Annotated in this window: 15 protein-coding genes; 4 read left to right on the top strand and 11 right to left on the bottom strand. The window is 61.2% G+C overall.

Annotation, left to right across the window (positions count from 1 at the left end; all coding sequences use genetic code 11):
- Positions 1 to 7 precede the first annotated feature (7 nt).
- Positions 8 to 1,387: a formimidoylglutamate deiminase gene (locus O6760_RS13205; RefSeq protein ID WP_269585821.1), complete on the top strand. Its 1,380-nt coding sequence runs from the start codon at positions 8 to 10 to the stop codon at positions 1,385 to 1,387.
- A gap of 16 nt (positions 1,388 to 1,403) precedes the next feature.
- Entirely contained in the window at positions 1,404 to 2,105 is a 702-nt protein-coding gene (locus O6760_RS13210; RefSeq protein ID WP_269585822.1) for a GntR family transcriptional regulator, read from the top strand.
- Between the two features lie 92 nt (positions 2,106 to 2,197).
- Here the strand turns inward: O6760_RS13210 and O6760_RS13215 are convergent, their stop codons facing one another.
- The 3 genes from O6760_RS13215 to O6760_RS13225 form a co-directional block, all read right to left on the bottom strand.
- On the bottom strand, positions 2,198 to 3,652 hold the full coding sequence (locus O6760_RS13215) for a HEAT repeat domain-containing protein (protein WP_269585823.1): 1,455 nt from the start codon (positions 3,650 to 3,652) through the stop codon (positions 2,198 to 2,200).
- A gap of 19 nt (positions 3,653 to 3,671) precedes the next feature.
- Positions 3,672 to 5,453 carry a DUF1565 domain-containing protein gene (locus O6760_RS13220; protein ID WP_269585824.1) on the bottom strand — a complete coding sequence of 594 codons (1,782 nt, stop codon included), beginning with the start codon at positions 5,451 to 5,453 and terminating at the stop codon, positions 3,672 to 3,674.
- A 439-nt stretch (positions 5,454 to 5,892) separates the two neighbouring features.
- Positions 5,893 to 10,167, bottom strand: coding sequence for an Ig-like domain-containing protein (locus tag O6760_RS13225; RefSeq protein ID WP_269585825.1), 4,275 nt, complete (start codon positions 10,165 to 10,167; stop codon positions 5,893 to 5,895).
- 70 nt (positions 10,168 to 10,237) lie between these two features.
- Here O6760_RS13225 and O6760_RS13230 point away from each other — a divergent pair, with 70 nt between their 5' ends.
- On the top strand, positions 10,238 to 11,173 hold the full coding sequence (locus O6760_RS13230) for a hypothetical protein (RefSeq protein ID WP_269585826.1): 936 nt from the start codon (positions 10,238 to 10,240) through the stop codon (positions 11,171 to 11,173).
- Between the two features lie 185 nt (positions 11,174 to 11,358).
- Here O6760_RS13230 and O6760_RS13235 read toward each other — a convergent pair whose 3' ends face one another.
- The 4 genes from O6760_RS13235 to O6760_RS13250 all read right to left on the bottom strand — a co-directional run bounded on the left by O6760_RS13235 (position 11,359) and on the right by O6760_RS13250 (position 15,405).
- The gene (locus O6760_RS13235; protein ID WP_269585827.1) at positions 11,359 to 12,252 is read right to left on the bottom strand and encodes a TolB family protein; all 894 of its coding nucleotides are present in this window, start codon (positions 12,250 to 12,252) and stop codon (positions 11,359 to 11,361) included.
- Positions 12,253 to 12,593: 341 nt separating this feature from the next.
- Entirely contained in the window at positions 12,594 to 13,493 is a 900-nt protein-coding gene (locus tag O6760_RS13240; protein ID WP_269585828.1) for a lytic murein transglycosylase, read from the bottom strand.
- Positions 13,494 to 13,630: 137 nt separating this feature from the next.
- Positions 13,631 to 14,617, bottom strand: a complete 987-nt coding sequence (locus O6760_RS13245) for an aldo/keto reductase (RefSeq protein ID WP_269585829.1) — start codon at positions 14,615 to 14,617, stop codon at positions 13,631 to 13,633.
- An 11-nt stretch (positions 14,618 to 14,628) separates the two neighbouring features.
- Entirely contained in the window at positions 14,629 to 15,405 is a 777-nt protein-coding gene (locus O6760_RS13250) for an SDR family NAD(P)-dependent oxidoreductase (protein ID WP_269585830.1), read from the bottom strand.
- 111 nt (positions 15,406 to 15,516) lie between these two features.
- Here O6760_RS13250 and O6760_RS13255 point away from each other — a divergent pair, with 111 nt between their 5' ends.
- Entirely contained in the window at positions 15,517 to 16,431 is a 915-nt protein-coding gene (locus tag O6760_RS13255; protein WP_269585831.1) for a LysR family transcriptional regulator, read from the top strand.
- Between the two features lie 115 nt (positions 16,432 to 16,546).
- On the opposite strand, the gene O6760_RS13260 is transcribed toward O6760_RS13255, so the two are convergent.
- The 4 genes from O6760_RS13260 to O6760_RS13275 all read right to left on the bottom strand — a co-directional run bounded on the left by O6760_RS13260 (position 16,547) and on the right by O6760_RS13275 (position 21,098).
- A complete protein-coding gene (locus O6760_RS13260; RefSeq protein WP_269585832.1) occupies positions 16,547 to 17,575 on the bottom strand; it encodes a Kelch repeat-containing protein in 1,029 nt (342 codons plus the stop codon).
- 339 nt (positions 17,576 to 17,914) lie between these two features.
- Positions 17,915 to 19,456, bottom strand: coding sequence for a tripartite tricarboxylate transporter permease (locus tag O6760_RS13265; protein WP_269585833.1), 1,542 nt, complete (start codon positions 19,454 to 19,456; stop codon positions 17,915 to 17,917).
- A 12-nt stretch (positions 19,457 to 19,468) separates the two neighbouring features.
- Complete coding sequence (locus O6760_RS13270) at positions 19,469 to 19,900, bottom strand: tripartite tricarboxylate transporter TctB family protein (protein ID WP_269585834.1); 432 nt, start codon at positions 19,898 to 19,900, stop codon at positions 19,469 to 19,471.
- 208 nt (positions 19,901 to 20,108) lie between these two features.
- Complete coding sequence (locus tag O6760_RS13275) at positions 20,109 to 21,098, bottom strand: Bug family tripartite tricarboxylate transporter substrate binding protein (protein ID WP_269585835.1); 990 nt, start codon at positions 21,096 to 21,098, stop codon at positions 20,109 to 20,111.
- Between the last annotated feature and the right edge of the window lie 178 nt (positions 21,099 to 21,276).

Genomic DNA, 21,276 nt, shown 5'->3' on the forward strand with positions numbered 1-21,276 from the left:
AGCAGGCATGTCGACGGTTTCTGGCGCGACGGTTTTTGCGGAAAGGGCCCTGCTGCCCGGTGGCTGGGCGGAAAATGTCGCGGTGACCATCGGCGCCGATGGCAGGATCCTGGCCGTTGACCGTGATACGGCCGCGACAGGGCAGACCGTCGGTATTCTGCTGCCGGCACCTGGCAACCTGCACAGCCACGCGTTCCAGCGGGCCATGGCCGGCATGAGCGAGCGCCGCGGCTCCGAACCGCGCGACAGTTTCTGGACCTGGCGCCAGATCATGTTCCGTTTTCTGGATGCGCTGAGGCCCGAGGATGTCGAGGCGATCGCCGCCTTCGTGCAGATGGAAATGCTGGAGGCAGGTTATGCCGCCGTCGGCGAGTTCCACTACCTGCACCACCAGCCGGGCGGGGCGCCCTACAACAACCTTGCGGAACTGTCGGAACGCATCATCGGCGCCGCTGCAGATACGGGCATCGGCCTCACCCATCTGCCTGTCCATTATCAATATGGCGGTTGCGACAGGCGTCCGCTGGCGCAAGGCCAGATCCGCTTCGGCAACGACACCGAGCGGTTCCAGAAGCTGCACGAGCTGGCCGGGCAGGCGCTGAAGGCCCTGCCGGAGGATGCGGTCATCGGCGTTGCGCCGCACTCCCTGCGCGCGGTCGATCACGACGGCCTCCAAAGCGCGGTTGCCCTTGCCGGGGCCAACCCGCTGCACATGCATCTCGCCGAACAGATCCCGGAAGTGGAGGAAGTCCAGGCAGCCTGGGGCCAGCGTCCGGTCGAGTGGCTGCTCGCCCATCATGAGGTCCGGGACAACTGGTGCCTGATCCACTGCACCCAGATGTCGCCGGCGGAAACAGAGGGCCTTGCCAGAACCGGGGCTGTTGCCGGTCTCTGCCCGATCACCGAATCCAGCCTTGGCGACGGCATTTTCGACGGCGTCAATTATCTTGGCGCTGGCGGCCGCTTCGGCGTCGGCTCGGATTCCAACATCCGGATCGCGCTCTCCGAAGAGCTCAGGACACTGGAATATTCCCAGCGCCTGCGGGACACCTGCCGCGCGTCCGTCGCCACCAAAGAGCATTCCACCGGCCGGGTGCTGTTCGACGGCGCCGTTGCCGGCGGCGCCCAGGCGCTCGGGCGAAAGTCAGGTGCCATCGAAGAGGGCCGTTACGCGGATCTGCTTGCCCTCGACTGCACTGCCATCGACCTCGAAGGCCGTGAGGGTGACGAAATCCTCGATGCCTGGATCTTCGCCGGAGACGACCGCATGGTCACCGAAGTCTGGTCGGCCGGGCGGCATGTTGTTTCCGGCGGAAACCATGTAAAAGGCGAGGCCATCCGCGCGAAATACCGGGCCACCATGGCCTCGCTGCGCAATCGACTTTGACGGGACCACGAGAGACTTGACGCTGACCGACACAAATTCCTGGACCGGGATCCGCGAGGAGCTGCTGCGGCGGATCCACGAACGGGTCTGGCTGCCGGGCGAGCAGATCCCGCATGAGGCGGATCTCGCCGAGGAATTCGGCTGCGCCCGCACGACGGTCAACCGGGCCTTGAGGGATCTGGCGGAAAGCGGTCTGGTGGTGCGCAAGCGCCGGGCGGGCACGCGGGTCGCGCTCAACCCGCCTCAGCGCGCGACCCTCACCATCCCGATCATCCGCGAGGAGGTCGAGGCGCTCGGCCGCACCTATTCCCACAGTCTGCTGGAACGGGATCTCAGGCCGCTTCCACCGATGCTGCACGGCGCGTTCCAGGTGAGCCTCGGCGAGGATGTGCTGTTTTTGAAGACGCTGCATTTCGCCGATGACCGGCCCTATGCATTCGAGGAACGCTACATCAACCTGGCCGCGGCGCCTGAGGCACGCGACCAGACCTTTACCGATGTCAGCGCCAACGAATGGCTTGTCCACAACGCGCCCTACAGCCACGGCGACATTTCCTTCTTCGCCGTCAACGCCGACAGGACGCTGTCCAGAAAACTCGACGCGGCCGAGGGCAGTGCCCTCTTCGCCATGGAGCGCATCACCTGGGCGGGCGACATGCCGATCACTCATGTGCGCCTGATCTTTGCGCCGGGCTACCGGATGCGAACGGAGATTTGAGGGGCCGTCGATCAGCCTGTTGGGCGCGGACCATTGTTGCGTTTGGACGGGGCGCGAACAAACGTTCCTCATGACAAACCTCAAGCGTCAGTTCATGCGCCTCGGGCACCGGACGGGAGATCCATCCCCTTGTTGATGTCGGCCTCGAGACGCGGGCCGTTGCTGAAGGCGCTTACCTTCTGACCCAGGGCCAAGCGTGCAAAATCGGCTTCTGCCCGGGCAACATCCTTGTTTTTGACGAACTGCCAAAGGCATTTCCGGATATGCGTAGTCACCCCTAGCGCTCTCAAGGCCACCAATGCTGCAAGCCTCATGGACGGGTCTTTCGAATCCAGCACCTTGAGCAATATGTCGGAAGCTTTCGGTGTGCCGATCCGTCCAAGGGCATAAACGGCGTTCTGGCGCTGGGAGGTGGTCGCCTTGACGCTTCCAGATGCAATTTCGGAGAGTGTCTCGGCCGCATCGGGAAGCCCGGCCAACTGGGCAACAACCAGACTGTCGATTTCCAGGCTGTTCAAGAGAGCCAACGCATGCTTTTGCACCTTGAGCCGGTCGTTTTCCGGCCGCTTCGTCTCGCCGGACATCGGCACATCATCCCGTACAGGTTTCTTGTACATCCGGTAATCGCCGGTTCGCGGCAGCTGGTAGCCGAACACAGGCGCGCCATCCATCACATAATCCAGTTGGGCCGCGGGGTCTTCCGGTCGCGGTACCGGAGGTCCGAGAACCAGCGGACCTTCCTTCAACGCGTCGCGTCGAAGTGGCGGCTCTTCCAGGTCGATGAAGCGGTCGCGAAACCATGTCTGCACACATAGGGATGGAAGAGCCGGTGTGTAATAGTGCGCCTGATTGCGGGCTATCATGATCTGCGCCGGAGTGAGTTCGGCGCTATCCCAGGCGGCGGGATGCATCAGGTTTTCGGAAGCGGACACGTGGCTCAGATTCAGGAGATGTCCCAATTCGTGCGCCAGCACAACAACGGTGCCATCCCAGGAGTCCGTGTCTTCTCCCGCGGCAAATGGAACAAGCCTCAACATTTCCTGCAAGGGATTGGGCGACCACCCGCCGACGCCCCGGGCGCCCACGATGGTCTTGAAGAAATAGACGTTGACCATCTTGGGGGTGTTCAGATCCCGGGCAATGTCGATCACCGATTCATGGTCGATGCCAAGGGAGCGCACATGCGGCAATCCCTCGTCCACAATCGCCACCAGCCGGAAATTGATACCGGCCGCTTTCCAGATCCGGTTCACACTGTTGCCATTGCTTGATCCGGATCGGTGGCCGCCATCGAAAATGTCGCAAATCTCGTCGATGCTGCGAACAGTGCCGTGTTCCCTGTCGAGCCTTATGGACGGCACCCCCGGCAAGCGCGGTTTTTCATCGCTGTCGTCGCGCCATTTGGGAGGGGTGTTCATCCCGGCGGCCCATTCCTCCCACCATTTGCGTTCGAAGAAGGTATTCGGCGGATCTTCCCAGACGATCTCCCTCTCGTGCTTCTTGCTGAATATCCGGTGCGCCACAACGGGCAACGTGATCCTTCTCATTTCAGCGTTCCTCCGTTGCCTAGATGTGAATGATTATGTCGTCGCTGGGTGGAATGGCTTCGACCGTCGGCCCATCCGACCAGGTGTTGTTTTCGGCCCATAGCTCCAGCGTGTTGTCATAGACCGATACAATGATCTTCGGGAGGATACGGTTCGTCATGTTGAACGTGTTGTTGCCGATGCTCCGGCCGCCGCCGCCAAAATCGGCACTCGGTGACGCCAGGGTGCCGGGCCATTCCTCGCGGAAATCCTGAATTGCCTCGTCGCTGCTGAACATGATCACCGGTATGCGCCAATGTCTGAACGGCGCGAGATGCTCCTGGAATCTCCGCCAATTGTCTATCCACGCCTGATGATCCTCCCCGTAGGGAGTTGGCAGCAGCGGGTGCGTCAGATCCACCGGAAGCGTGATCAGCCCCGAACGGGACGCTATGTGAAGCCAGGCGATGAACCCGTCCCACATGTCCGGCCAGGGAGCCGGCAAGTCATCAATCCAGCCGGGCAACGATCTGTCGTTGTAGCGCACGCGTGTGATGAAATCCTGCCAGTTCGTCGTCCAGACAGGCTGCAACTCTTCCGCGACCCACGAGGGTGCAGACCAGTCGAAGCAGGGGATGTTCTGAACGTGGACAAGGGATTCGCTGCCCTCGGTCGAAAACGTGTTGCCCTCGAATACCGGACCGGCATCATACAATATCTCCATGTAGGCTCTCCTGCCTGCAGAGAAAGCGCCGGAGAAGGTGAAGCTGTTGTCGGTCAGAACCGGTCGGAAGGGCCGCCGCAACATTTCGGCTTCCGGGGTAAAACCGCATGCATAGAAATCGTTCAGGTCCGAACGGTCGCCAATCGCCCATCCCGTTTCCCTGTGCAGGGAAAAATCGACGAGCGCTTCGATCGTGTTGTCATGAAAAGTGCAGTCGCAACCTATCCCGACGCGGTTGACTTGGAGTGTATTGCCTTCCCAATGGGACTCGCCTTTCGCCGTTACCTGGCTGAACCAGCCTGTCAGTTCCGCCCGCTTCCAGATCCTGTTGTCCAGGATTTGCGGAACCATTGCCGGATCGGCGGGAGGTGGTTCCGACAATCCCCGGACAACCACGAACTCGTGGCAGGCATCGATCTCGTTGTCGTGCACGACGGTTCGGGAGGGAGAGTGGACCGTGACGTTTATCGCCGTACTGCGCTCCAGGCGTCCGCCGCAGAGGGAGAAACCGCCGTCATCCCTGACAAAAACACCGATTTCATCGGCAAGATCCCCGCTGTAGTGACAATTCTCGATATGGGGAAAAACCTCGTCTTCAGATTCAAATCCATCCTTCGTGATCAGCCAGACAAACTCGGCATTCGAAACGCGCCGGGCCGACTCGATGACTATATTCGCCGCCACGGCGTCGTCGAGGACCGCGTTCTGGTCCATCAGGATGACCATGGCGCACTCCGACGACGGGTCCGACACCGAGAAAGTGAAGCCCGATACGGAGCCGTAGATATGAATGAATGCCCCGATCGGCGCGCAGGAACTGACCCAGTCGGCGTGTTCCAGCGAAAACAGGATGCTGCAATCCTCGCTCGACTCGCCAACGACCTGCACCAGCGGCAATACGGTTATCGGAAATCTCTCGCCGGTCGGCCCGCTGTAGTCACCCGCGGCAACATGAACGGTTTCAGGGAACGGATCGCCTTCTTCCATGAACGCGGCCGAGATGAGTTCCATGGCCCGGGTGATCGAACGAAGGGGCTCTCCGCGCGAAAGGCCGGGGTTGGTGTCATCGCCTTCTTCAACTGAGACATAATAAGCCATGGCATGCTCCCATTCACACTCAAGCGTTCTGCCGGTTCGATGGTCACGAACGCGGCAACGGGATTCATTCCTTTTTGCTATTCCGTTACCCTCAACAGGATCCCCCCGGTTGTGCATTGATGCTGATCAATCCGGAGCGTGCAGTCTTGAATTGCAATGGAAAGCGAGATGAACCAGGCGGATCGAACCCCATGAAGCATCAGGGGGAGCATGGCCTGGTGCGATGCCGGGCCGGCAAATTTGATTGCGAACTTGCCCTCTCAAGCAAAACGCCCCCTCCGTCAGGAAGGGGCGTTTTGCGTTTGAAGAAATCTGCACGTCACTCAGTCGAACTTCGCGCTGTCCTCATCCTTCTTCAGGTGTTTCCTCCGCGCCCTGGATACGGTCATTCGCCGAACGACCTGGGCGCGCGATATTTGGTGTCCGCATCCCGACCGGCTCAGACAAACATCACGTCGTCGTCGTGGAAATCCCACAGGATGCGCCCTGTCACCGTGATGCTGTTGTCCTGATCGATGGTAATGGTCGTGTCGACGCCGTTGTCCGAGGCAGCGGCGACCAGGCTGTCGACATCCTCGAACACGCCCCGGTCGAAGGCCAGCACATCGTCTGACCCGGCACCGGTTTCGAACCCGGTGACGGTGTCGTGTCCGATCTCGCCATCGGCGAAGAAGAAGATGTCATGCCCGTTCGTGCCGGCAAGGGCGTCGTCGCCGGTGCCGGACGCGAAGAAGGACAGGCCCGCAGCGGCCATGGTCGCGCCGTTCTCGTAATCGACAGGCGCGGGGTTGAAGAAGTCATCCAGGATGTCGGTGCCGGAACCGTCCTTGTCACCGAGATAATAGTGATAGCTTTCCGGCCACCATTCCCCGGCGCCCCAGGCAGTCCAGCCGAGCCAGACATCGCCGTTGGACTCCATGTAGTTCAGGAAATCCGGATATTCGTCGGCGTTGGCGCCGTCGGCCGAAACCCCGAATTCTCCCAGGAACAGATCGAAGCCGTTGGCGCGCGCCCAGTCGGTCACGCCCTGAAGCACCGTTGCTCCCTTGCCGTCGACGGCATCGTCGGAAGTGCCGCTGCTGTCGCTGTCCAGGTACTGATGCACTTCGAACGCATAATTTCCGGCGGGATCGACAAAGGCCTCGTAAAGCGCTTCCTCATCCTGGTAGTTCGGATCGTTGAACCGGTGGGCGCCGGACCAGTCCACGGTCGGCACCAGGATCTTGTTGGTCGCTCCGGTTGCCCGGATGGCATTGGTGGCGTCCTGGGCGAAGCCCATCCAGGTCTCGGCGGTAATGCCGTGCGGTTCATTCATGATGCCGAACCAGACATTCGGCTCGTCCTTGAACTCGTTGGCGAGCTTCGTCCAGACATCCGCAAAAGCCGCTTTCAGGCTTTGCGATCCGCTGGTCATCTCCTGGTCGAAATAGGTGCCGAAATTGTGCAGGTCGAGGATGATCAGCTGGTCATTGGCCTGTGCATAGGCGACCGAGTCCCGGATCAGCTGCAGGTAGCCTGCATCCAGCGGGCCATTCTCCGTGTGCTGCAGCCGTTCCCAGGTGAACGGGAGCCGCACGGTGTTGGCGCCGGCATTGGCCCAATAGTCATAGTGGTCTTCGCCGCTGAAGCCGTAATCGGTCCACAGGTCGCCGATTTCCACGTTGCCGAACTCCATGCTCGAAATGTTGACGCCGGTGTATTTCACGCCCGAGGCCGGCGGGGCCGTGCCGATTGTCGCGGTGACCGTCGCCGTTGACGTCTCGGTACCGTCCGACACGGTATAGGTGAAGCTCTTGGTGCCGCTGGCCGAGGCAGACGGCTGATAGGTGAGCGTGCCGTCGGTGTTGTAGATCACCAGGCCGTCGGCATCGTTGACCCAGGTCTGCCAACCGGGCTGCATGTCGACACCGTTGATCTTTGTGATGGTCAGCGTGTCGCCGTTCGGGTCCGTGTCGTTGGCAAGCACATCGATGGTGACGGAGCCGCCGGCCTCGACCTGGGTGGTGTCGTCCGATGGCGTCGGTGCGGTGGCAACAGGGGCGACCGTGGCCGTGACGGTGGCCGTCGCGGTCTCGGTGCCGTCCGACACGGTATAGGTGAAGGTCTTGGTGCCGCTGGCCGAAGCCGACGGCTGATAGGTGAGCGTGCCGTCGGTGTTGTAGATGACCAGCCCGTCTGCGTCGTTGACCCAGGTCTGCCAGCCCGGCTGCATGTCGACACCGTTGATCTTTGTGATGGTCAGAGCGTCGCCGTTCGGATCCGTGTCATTGGCCAGAACGTCGATGGTGACGGAGCCGCCGGGGGCGACATTTGCGGCGTCGTCCGCAGGGGTGGGAGTCGTCGGCACGATGGTTGCCGTGACGGTGGCCGTCGCGGTCTCGGTGCCGTCCGACACGGTATAGGTGAAGCTCTTTGTGCCGCTGGCCGAAGCCGACGGCTGGTAGGTGAGCGTGCCGTCGGTGTTGTAGATCACCAGGCCGTCTGCGTCGTTGACCCAGGTCTGCCAGCCCGGCTGCATGTCGACACCGTTGATCTTTGTGATGGTCAGCGTGTCGCCGTTCGGGTCCGTGTCATTGGCGAGCACGTCGATGGTAATGGATCCGCCCGCGGCGACTTCGGCCGTGTCGTTCTGCGGTTCCGGAGTGGTTGGAATGGGGGCGACCGTGGCCGTGACGGTGGCCGTCGCGGTCTCGGTGCCGTCCGACACGGTATAGGTGAAGGTCTTGGTGCCGGTGGCCGAAGCCGAGGGCTGATAGGTGAGCGTGCCGTCGGTGTTGTAGATGACCAGGCCCTCTGCATCGTTGACCCATGTCTGCCAGCCCGGCTGCATGTCGACGCCGTTGATCTGCGTGATGGTGAGCGTATCGCCGTTCGGGTCCGTGTCGTTGGCGAGCACATCGATGGTGACCGAGCCGCCCGGCGCGACTTCAGCCGTGTCGTTGGCCGGTGTCGGGGCAGTGGGCCCGGCCGACGCGCCGGCAACGCCGCCATTGCCGCGGGCGATATCCGTGTCGGAGAGCGTGATCGTGACATCGTCGCCCGCGAAGTAGATTGCCTCGACATTGATCGCAGCGGTGAACGCGGACCCATTGTTGGCGCCGACCGTGACGTACCAGCCATTACCGGACCAGGTGTAGGCGCTGCTCGCGCCGTCAACGACCACCGTGTCCCAGCCGGTGCCGCCGTCGATCCGGTTTTCGCCGGCGCCGCCGTTCAGCCGGTCGTCGCCGGTATTGCCGTAAAGGTCGTCATCGCCGTCATTGCCGGAAAGGATGTCGTTGCCCTGGCCGCCATAGATGCGGTCGTCGCCGCCATTGCCGCTGACCGTATCGTTGCCGTTTCCCGCAAACAGGCTGTCGCTGAATGCCGACCCGGACACCGTGTCGTCGCCGTCATTGGTCAGGGCGATGTAGCCGTCGAGATAGCCGACGCCGTTCGAGCCCCACTGGGAAATGTCGAGCGTGTCGGAACTCACCACATTCAGGAGGCGCAGGTTCGGGTTGGAATAGTCCTGCCCCGAGGTGACCGCCTGCAGGAACCCGACAACCGGTTTGGCATAGATCGTGCCGTCGGCATAGCGGCCGTAAAGGCCGAAGGAGCCTTCGCCGGTCAGCGCGGTGCCGTCATTGCCGGGATCGCCGTCATAGGCGTTGTAACCGTCGTTGGTTTCCTTGTAGTAGTTGTCGAGCACCATATGGGCCATGACGCCCTTCAGGTCGCTGTTGTCCCAGCTGTCCAGAACACCGATGGCTTCGGCGAAGAAATTCGCCTGGTCGATTTCGCCGGCCGCGCCGGCGCCGCGGTAACCGGCATAGGACGGCACGCCGAATTCGGTTATCCAGAGCTCGGCGTCGCCGAAGCCGTGGTAATCCTTCAGGTACTGGACGCTGTAAAGCGCGCCCTGGAAACTGTGATAATAGTCCCAGGAAGAGGCGGCGTCGGTGGGGTTCGGCACCCAGTCGGTGGGGCGCCCGGACTGCGGCGTCGTCGCGTTGTAGTCGTAGATCGTATAGGGGTGGATGGTGAAGCCGTCGATATCGGCGCCGAGGCTGTCCAGGGTCGCGAACATGGTGTCCATGTAGGCATAGTCATTGTGGGCAATACCGGCGCCGATCACCTTGATGTCCTGGGCAAGAGCGGTTTCGACGCCTTTGACCGCTTCATTCACCGCGTGCAGGTATTGGGCGTAAACTTCAGCGTTCTCCGTGCTGACAGCGTAGAAGCGCGGGTTGCCGGGATCCCCTTCGCCGCCGTGATAGGTGCCGGTGTACTGGTAGCTCAGGTTCGGCTCGTTGCCGACTTCCCAGCCGGCGATGGTGTCGGCATAGTCGGAAAACGTGCTGTGGATCTGCTCGACGAGAAGTCCGAAGCGGTTTGCCAGCTCCTGGATCGCCCAGGGCTCCGTCGGTACATCGCCCGCATTTCCACCCGGGGGAAGCAGGTCGAGGGGAGTCTGGCCCGGTTCGAACACGATCTTGATATTGTGCTGGGCCGCTTTTTGAAGAACTTCCGAAAAAATGTCGAGTTGCCATTGCGGCGTCCCGTTCTGGGTGACAACAGACAGGTCAACCGGAATGCGTACAATTCCGGAACCGCCTTGTGCGGCAAGGTCGATCATGTCGCTGATCGACATGCCGCCGTGAGCCGGGGCACCAGAGGTGTTCCAGCTGTTGGTCAAGACGTGAGTTCCAAAGGTGAAATCGCTGATGCTCATGGCGGCGCCCTTTCAATCCATGCGAAAATTGGCAAAAATTACAACTGACGAATTGATAGGCGAGTCACCTGTGAAGATAAAGCTAGAAGTTGCAGGCGCTGGCGAGTTTCCTTCCCGGATAACCTCCGAGCTGGCGTGCCGCGCCTTTGCCCGGCGGGGGGCGGACCTGTCGGAAAAGCGGTTCAGATGGACCTATGAAGAGGGCTACGACCGGGCGGTGGCCGTCTCGGCCTACAGCGGCGGGGACAAGATCGGCCAGGCAGGTGTCATTTTCAAGACCCTGGCCTTCAACGGCAAGGTGGAGAAGACGGCTGAACTCGTTGACCTGTTCGTGTCGCCCGAGAGCAGGGACTACCGGACGGTCAGCCGCATCTATCAGGAACTGAGGGCGACACTTGAGGCTGAAGACGTGCGGTGGATCTACACCTATCCGAACGCGGGGGCCCGGCTGTTGAACCGCCGCTTCCTCAAGCTGACGGAATTCAATCTTCTCCCGGTCCGGATCGGTGTTTCCGCCGGTCTGTTGCCAGGCGGCGGCCGGTGCGGGGTCAGGGTGTTTCAGGACAGCACGGAAATCTCGAAAGCCTTCGGGACATATGAGGAAAGCGCGGGGCGCAGCGGTCCCCGCTGGACGTCCCGCCAGATCGGCAGACGCCTTGCAACGCCCGTACACGCCTACGCCATGGCCTGTGACGGCAATTTTGCCCTGCTGGGGTCACCGAGGACGATCCGCGGCATCCCGCTGCTGCTGGTATGCGCGAGTTTTTGCCGGGATGAACGGCTATTTGACCGGCAGAAAGCCGGCAGGGTTCTGGCCAGACTGTGCGCGGCCGGCGGGCGCAGGATATTCCTGCATGCGGGCTGGAACAGGCAGGTGGATTTCAGGCCCGGATGGCGCGTGCCGGACGCCCTGCTCGGCAACGGTGTTGTCGTCCAGTCGAACTTCCTGTCGTCGAAGGCCGGCGACATCGCCCGGTTCGAGTTGCTGGACCTGGACTACGGCTGAATTTACCGGGTGCGGCCGGAACCTTCGCCGACGTCTGCACCAATCAACGGCTGCTCCGCGACGCGCCCTACAGCCGCGGCAAAATCACACTTTCCGCTCCGGCTGTGAAGCGCACCATATCCTCGACAGGTGGCGGTCACCTGCAAACCCGATGAAATGCCCAAAGACCGGTCAGAGCCGTCTGACTATCGAAACGGATACCGCACATAGGCAAAGCGGGACGAGTCGGGTGACCACGAAGCAACATTGATGGTGCCTTGTCCTCCATTGAAACGCTCAATCTCCCGGATGGCATCTCCGTCCGGGGTCATCGTCCTGACGATCACGTCCTGATCCGCGGGATGCCCGGTCGTTCCGGGAGGATAGGAGAGGTAAGCAACCAGGCGACCGTCGGGCGAAGGATGTGGGAACCAGTTTACCCGGTCATCGAAAGTAAGCTGTTCGACGGCCGTTCCGTCCGGCTTCATGCGAAAGATCTGGGCGTGTTCGGCTGCCGATGAACCCTGCTCGGAATTAAAGTATATCCATTCCCCTCCGGGCGTGAACTCGGGTCCGTCGACAGGGCTGGACCCGTCGGTGAGGGCAACGTCTTTCCCGCCGGAGGATGGGATCAGGAAGACGCGCGTCATTGTCTCTCCCGTTCCGGTTTCCAGCCCCACATAGGCAAGCATGCGGCCATCGGGTGAAATGCCGTGAAGATAGTAGCGGAACCCCCGCTCGGGCGGATGGGTGTTTGAAATCCTGACCGGCTCACCGCCCTCCACGCTCACCCGGTAGAGATGGCCATCGTTGGCGCTCGCGTAAAGAAAGTGTCCATCCGGAGACACGACATGGTCGTTGTTGAGGTTTTCGACCGGAGCGGTGTTGATCCGCGAAGGGCCGATGGACCCGTCCGGCGAGATGCGGAACAGCCTGCCGTCTGCGTTGTAGATCAGCCATCGCCCATCCGGTGTCCAGTTCGGCGCTTCGATCAGGTCTCCCGTTTCGTAGATGACTTCAATGGTCTCACCATCGTGCGATGCGACGACGAGTTCCGAGACCTGGCCATCCTTGAGACGGCGTGGATTCACAGGGCGCATTTCAATCCCCATTCAACAGACCGGTGAACCGGTCGACCCTTGAAAACGCCTGCTGTTCATTAATGGCTGCGGCCAGGAGAAACAGGCTGTGACGGCCGGGACAGCCATGCTGTCTGATGGCTGATCTCTTCTTGATCCTCCATTGGACGCCTGTGCGTCTATAGGAGGCGGCCGAGGAGAGGTGGCAGGACTTTGCCAAGGAGGGCGAGGGCATTGGGCACCGGGTTGCGTGCCGATACCGCGTCTGAAAAAGGGGATTTCGACCACTCAGATCGGCGCCAAGCCCCCTTTAGGCAAGTTCATTCGTCTGATTGTTGAAGCCGGGCAGCCGCGTGCGTCGCCTATTGTTGAATCAACCCGGCTGCGAAAGCGATTGCGCGCTGATAGTTGCCACTGTCGTTCCACGTCGACAGGACACGGAAATTGGCCGTTCCTTCGCCGAAGGGACGTCCGGACTGCCAGCCATTGCGGCGCAGCATGTTCGCCGCCGTTGCAAGCGCGTCGGCCGCGTTGTTGGGGTCGGCGCGGCCATCGCGATTCCCGTCAACGGCGTACCGGCTCCAGTTGCCGGCCAGGAACTGCATGTGCCCCAGTTCACCAGACGGGCCGCCGCGGCTGCCGCCTGTCAGGAGCCCCTGGTCAACAAGTTGCAAGGCCGCGATCGCGTCGTCTTCAAATCGCGGATGACGCCGGCAATAGGACGCCAGGGTCACGGCGCCGCTTACGACAGGCGTTTTCCCCGTGTAGCCGCCCCAACCGGTCTCGTAGCCCCAGATTGCCACCAGGACCGACCCCGGCACGCCGTAGCGCTTTTCAATGGACCGGAACAGTCTTGCGTTCTGCTTCAACCGTTGCTTGCCACCCGAGACAAACGAATTCACGCTCGAGAACCGGCTTTTCAGAAATTGTTCGGGACTGCTATGGCGCATGCTGGATTGCGAGGACGGGCTTGATTCAAACCGCCATGTGATACCGGAAAGCTTGGCCTGCTGCAGCGCCTGCAAACCGCGCCGCCCAACACCAGACGAAGCAGCCTGTTGCGCCAGCTGCTGCTTGTAGGCTTGAAATTGCCCCTTGCTGGTGATGCAGGACGCAGCCAGGGCCGGTGTAGCCAGCAGCACCGCGGTAACGATCGCCAACGTTCGCAAAGTAGTCTGTCCCGGTGTCAAATCAATCTCCATCAATCCAGATGAGCAAGGGTCAAGCCGACAAACACTTTTTCTTCGTATCCATATTTTCATTTATTTAAATTAGGATCTAGCACGACAATGGCCAGGTGCCTCGATATCCCCGAAGAACGTTTTCTTTCCGACCCCCGCCACCCATGTTTCCTGACACTGGTTTCGCCGGTCCCATCCGAAACGAGCCGGAATGATCCTCACCAATAGTGATGCACATGCGGTGCGATGCGGGATTGATAGAGCTCGCGCAAGGTATCCATGGTCTCCGGCGAGAGAGCTGCGACGGAGCTGGCGGCGGCATTGGCCTCTGCCTGCTCTCTTGTCTTGGCTCCGGGAATGACAACGCTGACGGCGTCTTCCATGAGAATCCAGCGCAGAGCGAATTGCGCCATGGTCACGTTTTCCGGGACCAGTTGGCGGATCTCCTCGACGACATCCAGCGCCAGCTCAAAGGGAACACCCGCAAAGGTTTCGCCCTTGTCGAATGCCTCGCCATTGCGGTTGAACGCACGGTGGTCATCGCTTGCAAAAGTGGTTGAGGAACTCATTTTGCCCGTCAGCAGACCGGAGGCGAGGGGGACCCGCACGATGATCGCGACATTGCGCGCCTTTGCCTCCCGGAAGAACAGGCCCGCAGGGCGCTGTCTGAAGATGTTGTAGATGATCTGGACGGAACTGACGCCCGGATATTCGAGCGCCTTCAGCGCCTCTTCGATCTTTTCGACCGATACGCCATAGCCCCTGATCCTTCCGTCCCGGACAAAACCCTCCATCACGTCGAAAACGTCCGGGCGATAATAAACCTCGGTCGGCGGACAATGGAGCTGAACCAGATCGAGGCAATCGGTCTGGAGATTGTCACGGGACCGGTCAACAAAGGCGCTCAGGTTGTCCCTGGTGTAGCCGTCCGCGACATGGGGTGACAGGCGCCGGCCCGCCTTGGTCGCCACAAAGGGCCGGTCCCCTTCGCGTTCCTTCAATACGTCGGCAATGATCCGTTCGGAGCGGCCGTCGCCATAGACATCCGCCGTGTCGATAAAGGTCGTTCCGGCATCCAGCGCGGCATGCAGGGCACCTTTGGCCTCCGTCTCGGACACGTCACCCCAGCTTCCTCCGATTGCCCAGGCGCCAAAGCCGATTTCGGAAACATCGCGGCCGGTGCGGCCAAAGGGTCTGGTTTTCATGAATTTGCTCCTCAAGGCATGAGCTGGCCGCCATTCACCTCGATAACCTGGCCGGTGATGTAGCCAGAAAGGGTGGGCGACGCGAGAAAGAGGAAGGCCCCGACACAGTCCTCCGGATGGCCTTCGCGCCCCATGGGGATCGTGGCGATCTGGGCTGCAAAGACCTCTTTGGACGTGTAGCGGTCGTGAAAGGGCGTTTGGATGATGCCGGGCGCAACCGCGTTCACCCGAATGCCGTCGGCGGTGAATTCCTTTGCCTGCCCACGGGTCAGACTGCTGACATAGGCCTTGGCGGCAGCGTAGAGCGCGGCACCGCCGCCACCGCCATTGCGCGCCGCAACGGAACTCGTGTTGATCACAAAGCTGCTGTTTGACCGGCGCAGATAGGGATGGGCTGCGACTGTTGCTTCCCAGACCGAATGCGCATTCAGGTTGAACACGCGCGTGACATGCTCCGGACTGGCCTCGACTGTCGGAATCCGGCCCAGCATGCCGCCCGCATTGTTGATCAGCCCGTCAAGGCCGCCGAGAGCTTCTGCAGCCCGTTGAACGACCTGAGCGGCCACGCCGGGTGTGCTCAGGTCTCCCTGAACGAGCACAATGTTGTCTGGGAACCGGGCGCGGACCGCCTCCGCCGCGGCTTCGCTCTCATTGTAGTGGACGGCGACTTTTGCCCCTTGTGCGGCAAAGGCAAGAGAAACGGCAGCCCCGATTCCCGTCGAGCCACCGGTCACAAGGATGCGCTTGCCGGCGAGATCGCCAATCCTGATTTCCTCAAAATGCGTCATGATACATCCTTCCCTGCTAGCGGTCGGCCAGGCCAAACTACACACACGGCGCTTGCAAAAGGATCGATATTGATTGAATATGATTCAGTCTTGAGATGAAGATGATTCATAGTGATTTCCGCCGACAGAACCAATCTGGCCGATCTGCGACTGTTTCTGACGATCGTTCGCCGGCAAAGCTTCACCTCCGCTGCAATCGAGCTTGGTGTCACGCCGTCGGCAGCCAGTCATGCCATGCGGCGGCTGGAGGAAAAACTGGGCGTGAAACTCCTGAACAGGACCAGCCGCGCAGTCATGCCTACCGACATCGGCTTGGAGCTGGCCAAGAGCCTGACCAACGGCTTCGACGCGATCGACGATGCGCTTCATGCAGTACAGGCACCGGGAGCGGCCAGTTTTGGAGAGTTGAGGATCAATGCCTTTGCAGATGCAGCACAATTGTTGCTCGCTCCCGCCTTGCCGGAATTTGCAGGAAGATTTCCGGATGTACGTCTTACCCTGGCCGTTGAGGAACGCCCCATCGACATTGTCGCCGAGGGTTATGATGCCGGGATCCGCTACGGACATCTTGTGCCTGAAGACATGGTGGCGGTCCCGCTGACCGGTCCGCAGCGCTGGGTCGTCGTTGCGTCGCCCGGATACATCGACAAGCACGGCGCGCCGCAAACCCCGTCGGAGCTGGACCGGCACACTTGCATCCAGTTGCTGCTTGGCGATGATTCCAACTACCCATGGGAACTGCGCGAAGGTGACAGCGAGAAGGCATGGCGCGTACCGGGAAACATAACCGTCAAAGATACGGCAACAACGATCGCCGCTGCAAAATCCGGTGTGGGTCTGGCCTATGTTATCGAGGCACGCGTGAAGCGGGAACTGGCGGAAGGCAGTTTGCAAATCGTCCTGGAAGAGAATGCGGCTGCCGGAGATCCATTTCATATCTATTACGCGAGCCGACGGCACAATCACCCCGGATTGAGGGAATTGACCAACATTATTCGGCGGCACAATGGCTTTTCGCCGATTTGAAACTCGGGCCGGCCCTGGCAGGGATCTTCTCCCGGGACAGGGTGAATTTGCTCGGCAACGTCGTTTCAAATCCTTGCAAACCGGTCGGTTTCCTGCGGGTTTGGGCCAGGATCGGTCACTCGGTCAAGGGGGATGTCGACGCCCAAACCCGGTCCAGGAACACCGGATCGGCCTCACAGCTTTCCTTTTCAAAGCCGCCGATCAGGAAAACCCGATTGTCAGCGGAAACGACGGCAGAGTGATACATGCACGGTCTGGGCAGGTCGGACAAAGGTGTCCAGCTATCGGAGACCGGATCGTACTTTTCCGCGCAAGCTATGGCCGCGCCGCAGCTCATGCCGCCGAAAACATATATGTGACCCGCGGGTCCAACGACCGCGGCAAAGTGGCGGCGTGCACACAGCATAGGCGCCCGCGTTTGCCAGATATTGGCTTCCCGATCATAGACCTCGACGTTTGCCAGATCTCCTGAATCGTTAAGTCCGCCAATGACATATATCAGGCCATCCTTTCCAGCAACGCTGACATGTCCATGCCGTGGTGTTGGCATGAGCGGGATGGATCCCGGCCATGGCCCGGTGTTTTCCTGAAGATCCTGGCACCAGACTGCCCGTGATGTGAAAAATCCCCCTGTCCCAGTGCCTATGCCGCCGAACGCATAGATGTACCGATCATCGACCAGAACAGCCGCGTAGTGTGTTGTGCCGAAGTGTAACTGGCCAGCCGGAGTCCAGCTCTGTGTATCCGGATCGAAGATGTCGATACTTGTGTTTTTTACCCATTGGTTGGGCAGCTTTTCGAAACCGCCGACCACACATATGCGCTCGTCGCTGAATTTCATTACGCAGCAACCAGACCGCGGCGTCGGCATGTCATCAGCCGTGTTCCAGATATTCGTTGCCGGATCGTATTCGAAGACGGGTTCACCCGGCTTGGTAAACAGATAGCCATCTACGATTTCACTGAATTCCGCGCCGCCAAAAACGTAGATCTTGCCTGTGGTGGCAATCGCACCGGCCTCATACCGGGCGACCGGAAGCGAAGCTTTCAAGCTCCAACTCAAGTCCCGCCAACCGAACAATTTCCGTAGCAAAGGGTAAAAGGCTGGTTTTATTGGCAGATATTTCCAAACTACGGGATTCATCGCACTCTCCCTGGCCTCGGCTCTGTCACTGGTCGGAAAATCAGCTCACTCTTCTGGCAATCTTACCAAATAGAGGTTGCGCATGCTGGACCTTCAAGCCTTGAGCGATATCAATGGCGAGGGGTACGAAATCAAACAGGCATGGCCATCGGAAACAATATTGGCCAAACCGTCCTCACCAGGATTTCAGCAAACGACAGACCTGTGCAAGTTTCGGTCGTCATCGACCATGCCAGAACGTCTCCCAAGTCAGCATCCCGGTCGTTTGCCCGCCCAATAACAAAAACGCCCTCTCCATGCGGAAAGGGCGTTTCGTGATTGGCGGTACCAGCGAGCCGATCAGTCGATCGTCGCGCCTTCCTCGTCCTTTTTCATGTGCTTCATCCGTGCCTTCAGCACACGGCCGAAGATGATCGGCAGGACGAAGCCGATAAGGGCGAGGGCCCACAGGGTGAGGGAGAGCGGGCTGTCGACGAGCGTCCACCAGTTGCCGTTGTCGATGGTGATCGCACGGCGCAGGTTGTTCTCCATGGCGTTGCCGAGCAGCGTGCCGAGGATGATCGGCACCAGCGGCACGTCGAGCTTTCTGAGGATCCAGCCCATGACGCCGAAGCCGATCATGACCAGGAGGTCGAAGGACGAGCCGGAAATGCCGTAGATGCCGACAAAGCTGACCATGGCGACGATCGGCATCAGGATGCGCGGCGGGATCAGCAGCACGCGGGTGAACAGGCCGATCATCGGGATGTTCATGGCCAGCAGCATGAAGTTGGCGATGAACAGCGCCGCGATCAGGCCCCAGACAACGTCCGGCTGCTGGGTGAAGAGCAGCGGGCCGGGGGTGATGTTGAGCGCCAGCAGAACGGCGAGCAGGACGGCGGTGGTGCCGGAACCGGGCACGCCGAGCGCCAGCATCGGCACCAGCGCGCCGCCGGCGGCGGCGTTGTTGCCGGCTTCGGGAGCGGCGACACCGCGCGGGTCGCCGGTGCCGAAGGTGCCTTCCTTGTCGACCAGCTTCTTTTCCATCGTGTAGGAAATGAACGAGCCGAGCGAGGCGCCGGCACCGGGCAGCACACCGGCGATGAAGCCGAGGAAGCTGGTGCGCAGCATGGTCGGGGTGCAGGACCTGATCAGCGAGAAACTCGGCATCATCCGGCCGACGGAGACCTTGTGACCGGCGGCGTCCGCGTTGCCGTGCCGGTGCTCCAGGAACAGGAACACTTCCGACAGGGCGAACAGGCCGACAATGGCGACCAGGAAATCGATGCCGTCGTAAAGGTGCACCTCGCCGAAGGTGAAGCGCGGCACGCCGGTCTGGGTGTCGACGCCGACGGTGGCGAGGCCGATGCCGAGCGCGGCCGCAATCGCGGTCTTGGCCTGGTTGGTCGAGGCGACGCCGCCGAGCGTGGCGAAGGCGAGCGTGAACAGGGCGAAATATTCCGCCGGGCCGAACAGGAGCGCGATCTTGACCAGCTGCGGCGCCAGCAGGATCAGGCCCCAGGTGGCCAGGAACGCACCGACGAAGGAGGCGATGCCGGACAGCGCCAGCGCTTCGCCTGCCCGTCCGGCCTTGGCCATCGGATAACCGTCGAGACAGGTCATCATCGCGGGTTCGTCGCCGGGTATGTTCAGGAGGATCGACGAGATGCGCCCGCCATACATGGCGCCGTAATAGACCGAGGTCAGAAGGATCAGGGCGGGGGTTGCGCCGAGGCCAAGTGTGAAGGCCAGCGGGATCAGGATGGCGACGCCGTTGGACGGGCCGAGACCGGGCAGGGCGCCCATCATGGTGCCTAGAAAACAGCCGAGCAGGGCCAGCAGAAGGTTCTGCCAGGTCAGGGCGATCACGAAGCCGTCGGCCAATGAAGACAGGGTTTCCATGGAAGCGCTCCGTTAAAAGCCGAGGGGGCCCTTGGCCAGCGAGAGGCCAAGCACGAGATGGAACACGGCATAGATGCCGAGCGACGTCAGGCTGCCCGAGACGACCGACGACAGCGGCCGGGTGCCGAGGCGCCAGGTGAGGTACGTGGCCGCCAGCGCGGTGGCGATCACGAAGCCGAGTTCGGGCAGGAAGATCGCGTAGAGGATCATCACCACGATGGCCGCGCCGACCTCCACGAAACGCATCAGGCTGGGCCACTCGGGGGCGGCGTCCGGCTTGACGATGATGGCGATGGACGCGAGACCGAGAACAGTTGCGATGATCAGGGGAAAGGCCTTCGGGCCGACGGCGTCGGACAGGAAGCTTTCCTCGATGTTGAGAGCGGCCCAGGCATATCCGAGTGCAAGGAGTAGCCCGACCACGCCAAATATGCGGTCGCTCATGGTTTCCTTCCCTTGGCGGCTCTTCCCCAACCGGTGGCCGCTATTGTTTGATTGTTGAACGGCGGCTTAACTGTGCCACCGGGGGCGCCGACAATCCAGACCGGAGTCCCGGCCGGAGATCCCAAGGCGCGGAGAGATCCGTGCGGCGGTGTGCCGGAAACAAAGAGGGGGCACACGATGTGCGCCCCCGAAGGTCAAGTCGGCTGTTTTATTTGATGATGCCGATCTCTTTGGAGATGTCCTGGATCTGCTGGACGGAGTTGCCGACGAATTCCTGGAAGGCTTCGCCCTGCAGGTCGAGCGGTGCCAGGCCGTTGGCGGCCATGATGCCCTTCCATTCGTCGCTGGCGTAAAGGTCGGCGATCTTGGAGACCCAGGCGTTGTAGGCTTCGTCGGACATGTTGCCCGGTGCGTAGAACCCGCGCCAGTTGGCGCCGATGGCGTCGACACCCTGTTCCTTGGCGGTCGGGAAGTCGGCGAATTCACCCGGCAGGCGATCCGGTGCCAGCACCGCGATCACCTTGATGTCGCCGCTGTCGACGAAGCCCTTGGCTTCGGAAATGTCGCCGGTGAAAGCCTGGACACTGTCGGCCAGAAGCTGTGTGACGGCTTCGCCGCCGCCGTCAAAGGCGATGTATTTCACCGAACGCACGTCGTCGATGCCATAGGCGTTGGCCGCGATCAGAACCTTCAGGTGGTCCCAGCCGCCCACGGCGGAACCGCCGGCAATGGAGATGGAGCTCGGATCGGCCTTGATCTTGTCGAGCAGCTCCGGAAGCGTGTTGATCTCGCTGTTGGCAGCCACGGCGATCACGCCGTAGTCGGCTCCGATGGTGGCAAGCCAGCGCACCTGGTCCATGGTGTTGCCCGGATAGGCGCCCTGGGCCAGACGGGTCGCGGTTGCCGAGGAGGCGGCCACGATCAGGTCGTTGTCGTCGCCACGCTTGTTGACCACTTCGGCGAATGCCACGCCGCCGCCACCACCGGCGAGGTTGACGACCTGCATGGTCTTGTCGAGCAGCTTCAGATCCTGCAGGGACTTGCCGACCTGTCGGCAGGTGAAGTCCCAGCCGCCGCCCGGGTTGGCCGGTGCGATGCATTCCGGGTTCTCGGGCGTGAAATCCTGTGCGGCAACGCCGAAGGCGGATGCGCCAAGGAAAGCGGCCGCCAGAAGAAGGCGGGTCGGTTTGAATGCCATGATGTGTTTCCTCCACATGTGTCAGGCTTGGATTTGCCTTTTTGTCCGTGGTTCCGCTCTGAATGCGGGTCCTCCCAGCGGACGTGGGAGAACCCTAGCGCCGTTCCCTGTCATCAACCTGTCAAACCCTGTCAGGTCGCTTGCATGTCGCGAAAAGGCGATGCAATGCTGATGGCAG

The sequence above is a fragment of the Roseibium sp. Sym1 genome (assembly GCF_027359675.1).
Taxonomy (GTDB): domain Bacteria; phylum Pseudomonadota; class Alphaproteobacteria; order Rhizobiales; family Stappiaceae; genus Roseibium.